Source organism: [Rhizobium] kunmingense, from assembly GCF_977018605.1.
Window position 1 is genome coordinate 3,761,291 of record NZ_CDRNXG010000001.1, and the last position, 7,525, is coordinate 3,768,815.

Below are 7,525 nucleotides of genomic sequence, written 5' to 3' on the forward strand. Positions count from 1 at the left end.
TGTAGGGCGTGCCGCAAAAGGCTCGCGCAATACTTACCAAACGATAATTTTCGCGCTATGATTGTCCCCGTCAACCATGGGGGCAATCATGGCGTCATCTCAAACATCATCCTTCGGCAACCCGATCGAAGCGCTGACCGGCTCGAGCTGGTTCGGCTATCTGGCACGCATCGTGCTGACCTTCGGTTTCTGGGGCAGCGGGCTTTCCAAGCTTATCGACTTTCAGGGCGGCGTGGCGGAAATGGCGCATTTCGGCCTGGAGCCAGCCGTCGCCTTCAATATTGCGACCATCATCACCCAGCTCGGCGGCTCGATCCTCGTCATCCTCAACCGCTGGACATGGCTGGGCGCCGGGGCACTCGGGGTGTTCACTGCGCTCACCATCCCGCTCGTCCACCATTTCTGGACGATGGAGGAACCGTTCCGCACCATCGAATTCCATGTGGTGATGGAGCATATCACCGTCATCGGCGGCCTGATGGTTGTCGCGTGGAAATCGCGGCAGCCGGCCATGCGCTGAAACAGAAAACCCGCCGTGGCTGAAACGGCGGGCGTTCTGAGACGTGATCGGTTGTGCGATCAGGCCTGTATGACGACGACCCTGGCGCCGACTTCGACGCGGCTATAAAGATCGATGACATCGTGGTTCATGAAGCGGATGCAGCCACTCGACATCGCAAGGCCGATCGATTCCGGCTGGTTGGTGCCGTGCAGGCGGAACATCGTATCGTTACCGCCACGGTAGAGATACATGGCGCGGGCGCCCAGCGGGTTGTTGGGACCACCCGGCATGCCGCCGGCAAGCTTGCGGTAGCGCTCTTCGCGGCGCTGCATGTTGGCGGTTGGCGTCCAGGTCGGCCATTCGGCCTTGCGGCCGACATAGGCATTGCCGGAAAGCGCCAGACCGGCGCGGCCGACGCCGACGCCGTAGCGGATCGCCTGGCCACCGCCGAGGATGAAATAGGCACGACGCGACGGCGTATCGACCACGACCGTACCCGGCGCGTAGTTGCCGGCATAGGCGACCTGCTGGCGGCGCAGTTCGGGCTTGATCTTGTCGATCGGCACCTGGCGCAGCGGAAAGTCCTCGCCCGGAAGGGCCGCGTAATTTTGCTGCTCGTTATAGGTCGATGCGCAACCCGCCAGCAGAAGTGGCAGGCCGGCCAGAAGGCCGCGGCGTGAAATCGGCATGATCGTGTCCTTGATGCGTCGAAATAATGACGCAAGCTAAGGACTTTATGGTTAATGCTTCACTAACAGCGGCAGTTGCATTGCCCAATTCGGTAACATTTGCGTTTGCATCCGTCGCCGGCTCACTCGTCCGGGCAAGGCCATTCCGCTGGCGTCTGCAGGCCCGCCGGCAGTTTCGTCGTCTCGTCACCGCAGGCCAGCGTCACCTGATCCTGGGTCAGTCCCGTGGCGGCGGACAAATCGACACCCTCGATCCGGGTAAGGAACAGGAAGGCGTTGGCGAAATCCACCTGGCCGCTGATCTCGACATTATGGAAGGTCGCACGCGACAGGTTGACCATGGCAAAGCGGGTGTTCTCCAGCTTCGCCTTGTAGAAGATCGCACGGCCAAGCTCGGCCTTGGTGAAATCGGTATTGCGCAGATCGGCACTGGAGAAATTGGAGCGCTGCATCTCGGCGGATATGAAGCTCGCGCCGGTCGCAACGATGCCGGACAGATTGCTGCGATAGCCTTCCGCCCGCTCGAAATTCGTCCCCTCCGCCTTGGCTTCCGCCAGCGAGGCGCGCACCAGCATGGTCTTGTTGAAATTCGCCTTGCTGATGTCCGTGCGGCTCAGGTCCGTCATGCTGAAATCGGCGCCGGAGAGGTTGGCACCCTCGAAATTGCTGTTGTCGAGCATCAGCAGCCGCTTCTTGCAGCCGCTCCAGTCGATGCCGGCGCGCGGATCGCTGCGGCATTCGGCAGCGAGTGTCTGCTCCGTGGCAAAAAGCCCGATCAGGGCAGTCAGCGAAGCTGCGAATACGGCACGCAGAAGCGCGTCCTGAATAGACGGCTTGGCGAAGGATATCTTGCGACTATGCAACACGAGGCAACCTATGGGGTTCATCCGTCTCTGTAACGGCTTGTAATCAGCCTATTACCCTTTCCTGCCATGCGAAAGGGATGGGCCCATCAACCAGATGTGATCACATATAGGAATGGATGGCGGTTTCACCAGAGCATGCCGATAGCCGTGATCTTGCCGCCCACAAAGCTGCGTCCGGCCGGCCCGGCGCGGGCTGCCCGCCCCGGCGAAAGTGCCGGGGCAGAGCGAGCCGTCACATGTTCGGATAGACCGGACCTTCGCCACCCTGCGGCGGAACCCAGTTGATGTTCTGGTTGGGGTCCTTGATATCACAGGTCTTGCAATGGACGCAGTTCTGCGCGTTGATCACGTAGACCTCCTCGCCATCCTGCTCGCGCCACTCATAGACCCCGGCCGGACAGTAGCGGGCCGAGGGGCCGGCAAAGATGTCGTGCTCGGATTTTTTCTGCAGTTCCATATCCCTCACCTTGAGATGGACCGGCTGGTCCTCCTCATGGTTGGTGTTGGACAGAAAGACCGAGGACAGGCGATCGAAGGTCAGAACGCCATCCGGCTTCGGATAATCGATCTTCGTGTGCTTGGCCGCCGGTTCGAGGCTTTCCGCATCGGTCTTGCCGTGCTTGAGCGTGCCGAACAGCGAGAAGCCGAACAACTGGTTGGTCCACATGTCGAGGCCACCAAGCGGGATGCCGAGGATCGTGCCGAACTTCGACCACAGCGGCTTGACGTTGCGGACAAGCTTGAGGTCCTTGCCGATCGGTCCGTCGCGCCATGCGTTCTCGATCTCGACCGGCTCGTCATTGGCGCGGCCATCGGCGATCGCGGCGGCAATCTTGTCGGCTGCCAGAATGCCGGAAAACACCGCGTTATGGCTGCCCTTGATGCGCGGCACGTTGACGAAGCCGGCCGAACAGCCGATCAGCGCGCCGCCGGGGAAGGACAGTTTCGGCACCGACTGGTAACCGCCTTCGGTGATCGCACGCGCGCCGTAGGAGATGCGCTTGGCACCCTCGAAGGTCGGGGCGATCGCCGGATGGGTCTTGAACCGCTGGAACTCCTCGAAGGGGAAGAGATAGGGGTTCTTGTAATTCAGGTGCAGAACGAAGCCGACGGCGACGAGATTGTCTTCCAGATGATAAAGGAAGGAACCGCCACCGGTCTTCATGTCGAGCGGCCAGCCGAAAGAATGCTGCACGAGGCCCGGCTTATGGTTCTCGGGCTTGACCTGCCACAGTTCCTTGATGCCGATGCCGAATTTCTGGACGTCGCGATCGCTCGAAAGATCGAACCTGGCGATCAGCTGCTTGGCCAGCGAACCGCGCACACCCTCGCCGATCAGCGTATACTTGCCGAGCAGCGCCATGCCGCGCGTATAGTTCGGTCCCGGCTCGCCGTTCTTCTCGATGCCCATGTCGCCGGTCGCGACACCGATGACGCGGCCCTCGTCGTCATACAGCACTTCCGATGCGGCAAAGCCGGGATAGATCTCGACGCCGAGTTCCTCGGCCTTGGCGCCGAGCCATCGACAGACATTGCCGAGCGAGACGATGTATTTGCCGTGATTGCTCATCAAGGGCGGCATGGCGAAGTTCGGCAGGCGGACGGAGCCGGCGGGGCCGAGGAACAGGAACTGGTCGTCGGTCACCTCGGTCTTGAAAGGATGGCTTTCGTCCTCGCGCCAGTCAGGCAGAAGCGCGTCGATGCCGACCGGGTCGACCACCGCGCCGGAGAGAATGTGGGCGCCGACTTCGGCCCCCTTCTCCAGCACCACGACGGTCAGATCGGGATTGACCTGTTTCAGCCGGATCGCCGCCGAAAGGCCCGCGGGGCCGGCGCCGACGATCACGACATCGAATTCCATCGATTCGCGTTCGGGAAGTTCCATTGTCTCGCTCATTCCAAATGCCTCCGCCTGGGCGGTATCCCCTTTTTGTTCGTCTTCTCCTTGGCAAATGCCAGGGATGTTGTCGAGCGCGGGATGCGACACCCACTGCCCGATCCGGGGATAGCCATGCCTTTATCCGCAAATTATCTAACGTTTACGTCAACGTCAAATTAACTTGCATTCCTCCTGCGCAAGTCGTTGTCATACAACCTGATGACTGGCAAGACGCTTCTGATATCCGGCCGTGGTAATTTCAAAACGGAGAGAATGCCAAGTGTCGTTTTGCCGTTGCGGCAGATGGCCGCTTGTCCGCCTTGCGCATGACGCCAGAGGCGCGACGGCGGATGACCGGAATGCGGCTTCGGGCTTCCAATGTCGGCAACAGGGGCTATAAACGCTGCGACGAATTCGACGCCTCAATTCAATGCCTCAAGGAGAACGACATGGATCTTGGAATTTCTGGCAAGCGGGCGCTGGTGCTCGCCTCTTCGCGCGGTCTCGGCCTCGGCATCGCTACAGCGCTTGCAAACGAGGGCGCCCATGTTCTCCTGGTCGGCCGCTCGGGCGAAAAGCTTGCGGAAAACTGCAAGGAGATCAATGCACTGGGCAAGGGCAAGGCGGAATGGGTCTGGGGTGACCTCGGCGAAGAGAATTTCGTCGAGACGATGATCGCGGCCGTCAAGGAAAAGCTCGGCGGCATCGATATCCTGGTCAACAATACCGGCGGTCCGACGCCGGGCGGCACGACCGACATGAGTGCCGACAAGCTCGACCAGTTCTTCCAGTCGATGGTGCTGCGCGTGATCACGCTGACCAATGCGCTTCTGCCGCAGATGCAGGAACAGGGCTGGGGCCGTATCCTGACTGTCGCCTCCTCCGGCGTCATCGAGCCGATCGGCAACCTTGCCCTGTCGAACACGCTGCGCGGCGCGCTGGCCGGCTGGAACAAGACGCTGGCAAGCGAAGTCGCCGGCACCGGCGTCACCGCCAACCTGCTGCTGCCCGGCCGTATCCTGACGGACCGCATCGTCGAACTCGACGGCGCCAACGCCAAGCGCCTCGGCAAGAGCCTCGAAGACGTTCGCGAAGCTTCGGTCAAGACGATCCCCGCCGGCCGCCTCGGCACGGTGGAGGAATTCGGCGCGGCCGGCGCCTTCCTCTGCTCGGAACCGGCAGGCTACATCACCGGCACGATGCTGCGCGTCGATGGCGGTGCTGCCCGCTCGCTCTGATCGAACGACGCCCCACATCGTATCCATGGAGGCCCGGCATCGCTGCCGGGCTTCTTTCGTTTCAGCCCCGGTCCGGCGATGGATTGCCGAATGGTCCGCGCGCCATATCTCCACGGGAATAAACCGAAGGGAGATCAGGATGCGCCTCTTGCGGCTCGCGCTCGGAATTTTCGGCACGCTTGTCGTGGTGACCGGGCTTGTCTGGATCGGCCAGGGTACCGGCCATTTCCCCTATCCGCGCTCCAGCTTCATGATCAATCAGACACCATGGGTCTTCTGGGGTCTGGCGACATCGGCGATCGGCGTCGTGATCATCTGGGCATCGCGACGCTTCCGCCTGTAGGACCATGACTATTCCCGGATCAGACCGGGAATATCGGCAATCAGCCCGTCGCGGACGGTGAAGCTGATCGGGGTTTCGGCATGCGGCACCGTATCGACGAGCAGGCGGGCGAACACGACCTGACGCCCACGCCTCTCCGCCCAGCCGACGAACCAGCCTAGCGGCTGGTTACGATCCAGCCTGCCGTTTTGCCCGCGAAGCGAGCCGGCACCGGTCTTGCCGTGAATGGTCCAGCCATCAGCAGCCTTGAACGTCGGCACGATTTCCTTCGTCCTCTGCAACGCGTTTTCGGAAATCGGCAGCTTGCCGGTCATGAAGCGGCGGAGGAAATCCACCTGCTGATCCGGCGAAATCTTCAGCGTCGAACTGAGCCAGGATTCCGTCAGCCCGTCCGTGCCGCCCGGTCCGCCTTTGACATCCCGATTGCCGTAGTCGAAGCGGCGCACATAATCGGCAAACTGTTCCCGTCCGAGACGGCGGGTGATCTCCTGCGAATACCAGACGATCGAGTCGCGTTCCCAGATCGTCGGGTCCGTCGCCTTCTGTTCGCGCTTCGAGCGGTTGAACTTCGCCTGATAGTCCCAACGCGGCGTGTTGGCGTCAGTCAGGATACCGGCGTCATAGCCCATCATCGCCAGCGGCAGCTTGAAGGTCGATTGCGGATAGAAGCCTTCGCCGCAATTCCCCTGACGATGGAGCGCCTCGCCGCTCGCCACATCCAACACCACGGTGCAGCGGACGGGTTCTGCGGCCGTGGCCAATGCGGCATTGGCAATGACGGCTACAATCGCGGCAGCAAGCGATCCGGCGAGACGACGGGCGTAAATCACGTTCGAGGCTCCATTTTTTACTATCGAGCCGCATAAAAAATATCGAAACGGCAAAACCGTGGCGGACGTCGGCAGGTCAGAAAAATTGGCTACAGCCGAACAATTCCTCAAGCTCAGCCCCAAAAGACAACCGGGGGAAGCAGATTTTTTTACTCGGAAACACTTCTTCAACCCAAGGAAATAGCTGCACCGAAAACATTCTACATAGTCACATTTTAGATGGTTAAATATTGAATTTATTTGTCTTTTTAAATTTGACCGGACGTAAATCCGAGAAAAGTAAAGGCGCCTCCCGAAACCGTATTGATGGAGCGTAATTTGATTCTCGATGGCATTTTCCAGGGAGGCAGCAGCGGCAGCCAGCCCTCCTCCGGCAGCCAGCCTTCCGCCGACAGCCAGTCGGCAAGCGAAACCGCGCCGGCACAGGCTGACAACAGCAGCGCAGCGGACCCGATCTACGACGAAGAGCCCGGCGATGCCGACGACGGTACCTACGATCAAATGCCGCCATCTGAGACCGTCAATTCCGGCGAACCGGACGCAACGACCGAGGCTGCGGCGCCCGCCGGCGAACCTGTTGCGCCCGTAGCCGAGGAACCGCAGGCAGCGGCACCACAGCCGCCGCAGGAAGAAACGGAAGCCCCGGCCGCGACGGCACCTTCCGCCAACGCGCAGACAGAAACGGAAACGACGGCACCGGAGCCGGATGCAGCAGGAGAAAGCTCCAATCCTGCCAACGAGCAGGCCGCTACGCCGGTAGAGGAACCACAGGCAGCGACACCGCAGCCTCCGTCAGGCGCCGACGCCACCGCGGAGACCACTCCTTCCACCGGCGCGTCGGAGGGATCGGAAACACCTGCGCCGGCGGACGACGCGACCGCCGACGGGTCTGCTCAGACGCCCCCGTCCGAGGAGACCACACCTGCGGAACAGACGCCGGAGCAGGCATCAGCACCGGCACCGGCACAGCCCACGCCGGTATCCGGCGAGACCGCCGCGGATAAGCCGGCGCAGACCGCGCCGGCACCGGTTGCTGCCTCCCCTGCACCGAGCGCTGCCGATGGGACAGCGGCTGTTGCAGGCGAAAGCGAAGCCGTCCGCGACTATGTCACGCCGTTCCTGTCCGGTCTTGCGGAAATCCGCGAGCGGCAGGCCGGCACCTCGGCCGATGCTCGGGC

Annotated in this window: 7 protein-coding genes and 1 pseudogene; 4 read left to right on the plus strand and 4 right to left on the minus strand. The window is 61.7% G+C overall.

Going from position 1 to position 7,525, the window contains the following annotated elements; translation table 11 throughout:
* The first annotated feature begins 88 nt into the window (after window positions 1-88).
* The gene (locus AC0JZ4_RS18225; protein WP_471887722.1) at window positions 89-520 is read left to right on the plus strand and encodes a DoxX family protein; all 432 of its coding nucleotides are present in this window, start codon (window positions 89-91) and stop codon (window positions 518-520) included.
* A gap of 59 nt (window positions 521-579) precedes the next feature.
* On the opposite strand, the gene AC0JZ4_RS18230 is transcribed toward AC0JZ4_RS18225, so the two are convergent.
* The 3 genes from AC0JZ4_RS18230 to AC0JZ4_RS18240 all read right to left on the minus strand — a co-directional run bounded on the left by AC0JZ4_RS18230 (window position 580) and on the right by AC0JZ4_RS18240 (window position 3,954).
* Window positions 580-1,191 carry a L,D-transpeptidase gene (locus AC0JZ4_RS18230; RefSeq protein WP_471887723.1) on the minus strand — a complete coding sequence of 204 codons (612 nt, stop codon included), beginning with the start codon at window positions 1,189-1,191 and terminating at the stop codon, window positions 580-582.
* 122 nt (window positions 1,192-1,313) lie between these two features.
* Entirely contained in the window at window positions 1,314-2,057 is a 744-nt protein-coding gene (locus AC0JZ4_RS18235) for a pentapeptide repeat-containing protein (RefSeq protein WP_471887724.1), read from the minus strand.
* A 232-nt stretch (window positions 2,058-2,289) separates the two neighbouring features.
* A complete protein-coding gene (locus tag AC0JZ4_RS18240; RefSeq protein WP_471887725.1) occupies window positions 2,290-3,954 on the minus strand; it encodes an electron transfer flavoprotein-ubiquinone oxidoreductase in 1,665 nt (554 codons plus the stop codon).
* A gap of 431 nt (window positions 3,955-4,385) precedes the next feature.
* Between AC0JZ4_RS18240 and AC0JZ4_RS18245 the strand changes: the two genes are divergently transcribed.
* Both AC0JZ4_RS18245 and AC0JZ4_RS18250 read left to right on the plus strand, forming a co-directional pair.
* A complete protein-coding gene (locus AC0JZ4_RS18245; RefSeq protein ID WP_471887726.1) occupies window positions 4,386-5,174 on the plus strand; it encodes an SDR family oxidoreductase in 789 nt (262 codons plus the stop codon).
* A 139-nt stretch (window positions 5,175-5,313) separates the two neighbouring features.
* Window positions 5,314-5,517, plus strand: coding sequence for a hypothetical protein (locus AC0JZ4_RS18250; RefSeq protein WP_471887727.1), 204 nt, complete (start codon window positions 5,314-5,316; stop codon window positions 5,515-5,517).
* 8 nt (window positions 5,518-5,525) lie between these two features.
* On the opposite strand, the gene blaOXA is transcribed toward AC0JZ4_RS18250, so the two are convergent.
* Window positions 5,526-6,347: a class D beta-lactamase gene (gene blaOXA, locus AC0JZ4_RS18255; RefSeq protein WP_471887728.1), complete on the minus strand. Its 822-nt coding sequence runs from the start codon at window positions 6,345-6,347 to the stop codon at window positions 5,526-5,528.
* 306 nt (window positions 6,348-6,653) lie between these two features.
* On the opposite strand from blaOXA, the pseudogene AC0JZ4_RS18260 reads away from it, so the two are divergent.
* Window positions 6,654-7,525: pseudogene (locus AC0JZ4_RS18260) on the plus strand (hypothetical protein); the annotation flags it as partial.